This is a genomic window from Microcoleus sp. AR_TQ3_B6, assembly GCF_036702785.1.
Classification (GTDB): domain Bacteria; phylum Cyanobacteriota; class Cyanobacteriia; order Cyanobacteriales; family Microcoleaceae; genus Microcoleus.
This window is the reverse complement of sequence record NZ_JAUBVJ010000224.1, coordinates 1-1,927: the sequence shown is the minus strand read 5'-3', so window position 1 is coordinate 1,927 and position 1,927 is coordinate 1. Positions and strand designations below refer to the sequence as shown.

Annotated in this window: 1 protein-coding gene; it reads left to right on the top strand. The window is 49.0% G+C overall.

Features of this window, described 5'->3' with window-relative positions:
• Positions 1-1,927 (top strand): choice-of-anchor Q domain-containing protein (locus tag QUB56_RS36800; RefSeq protein ID WP_332961287.1); only part of this gene is annotated, 1,927 nt, incomplete at both ends.

Below are 1,927 nucleotides of genomic sequence, written 5' to 3'. Positions count from 1 at the left end.
TAACGGGGGCTGATATTGCAGCATCTGGCGATCGCACTGGCCGCGGTGGTAACTGGAATTTGGAGTTTGCCAAAGGGGATATTGAAGCGCCCTTAGCTCTTAATCCACAGGCAATAGCGGATTACCGAGGGACTTTAGCGACTGTTACCGTTACCAACAATAATGATAGCGGGCCCGGTTCCTTGAGAGATGCGATCGCCTCTGCTGCGAGCGGCGATACCATTCAATTTGCCTCCAGTCTTGCCAACCAAACAATTACTCTCTCGAACGGTCAACTTGTCATAAATAAAAACTTGACAATTGATGCAACTAATGCTGGCAATTTAACCATCAGTGGCAACAACACTTCGCGGGTGATCCTCACCCAAGGTTCAACCAATGTTACTCTAAAAAACCTGATTGTTGCCAACGGCAAAGTTTCTGGAACCGATCCGAATAATGAGGCAACTAGCAGCGGCGGCGGCATTCAAACGGGAGGTAACAGCACTTTAACTTTAGACAATTGTCAAGTCAACAATAATGTTGCCGGCTTCGGCGGCGGCATTTACACGGGTTTTCGCAGCACGACGATTGTAATTAACAGCAAGTTTAGCGGCAATGACGGTTCTTTGGCTAACAATACCCAACGCGGTGGCGGCGCGATCGCAACTAAAAGCGGTGGTTCTCTGACTATCAGAGATAGCGAATTTACCGACAACAAAGGCAGCTACGGCGGTGCTGTTAATAACCTGTTGGGCAGCCTGACGATCGAAAACTCTAAATTCACCGGCAACCGCATAAATAAAGGCGTTGGCGGGGCAGTTTATGTCGATGGCGCTAATATTTTGGGACCCAATGCAACCCCTGATTCTGTTGGCGGAAATGTTATCATCCGCAACAGCGTTTTTGATGGCAATATCGGGACAGGAGAAGGAGGAGCAGCCTTTTTATTTGGTTATTTCCAAGATAAAGTAATTTTGGAAAACAGCACTTTTATTAATAACCAAGCTGTCCAAAACTCATCAGGTAGCGGCGGTTCTGGAGGGGCCGTCCGTCACGGCAATGTCGATTTGACAGTAACAGACTGCACATTTGCTAATAATAAAGCTGAGGATAACGGTGGCGGTTTGTGGTTAGGAGAAAATGGAAATGTCAGCATTGTTAATAGTACCTTTTTCGGCAACAGTGCTGCTAAGCAGGGCGGGGGGATGGTTGTCGGTAACAAAGATTCCTTTTCGACTAACATCGTCAATTCGACTTTTGCTAAGAATAGCGCTGGGGAGTTTTCGGGAGCTATTGCTACCTTTAACAATCCTGGACAACAGCCAATTACTGTGAAGAATTCAATTTTTGATAGCAATACGGCGGGTAATCCTTTTAAGGTTAAACAGCAAACTGGACGGGAACTAATTGACGGGGGCAATAATCTACAATTTCCCGTTAAACTCACGACGGGGGACCTTAACGACAATAATGTTACGGCAAGTGTGAAGATCGTCGATCCGAAACTCGGTCTTTTGGAAAATATTAACGGTGCTTTTGTGCTGCCGCTGCTAGCAGGAAGTCCGGCAATTGATACCGGTACTGGTGCGGGCGCGCCGGCAAAGGATCAGCGCGGTGTGAGTCGCCCTCAAGATGGTGATGGTAACGGAAGTGCGATCGTTGATATCGGCGCTTTTGAATTCACCAATACTCCGACACCGCCACCCACTCCGACACCCACTCCTGCACCAACGCCTGCACCCACTCCTGCACCAACGCCTACACCTGCACCAACGCCTACACCTGCACCAACGCCTACACCTGCACCTGCACCAACACCAATACCGCCTACACCTCCACCAATACCAATACCGCCTACACCTCCACCAACACCAACGCCGCCTACACCGGCTGCAGATGATTGCCTATTCTCTCGAGTCAGTGCCCCGGAATTCAACTCTGCCAC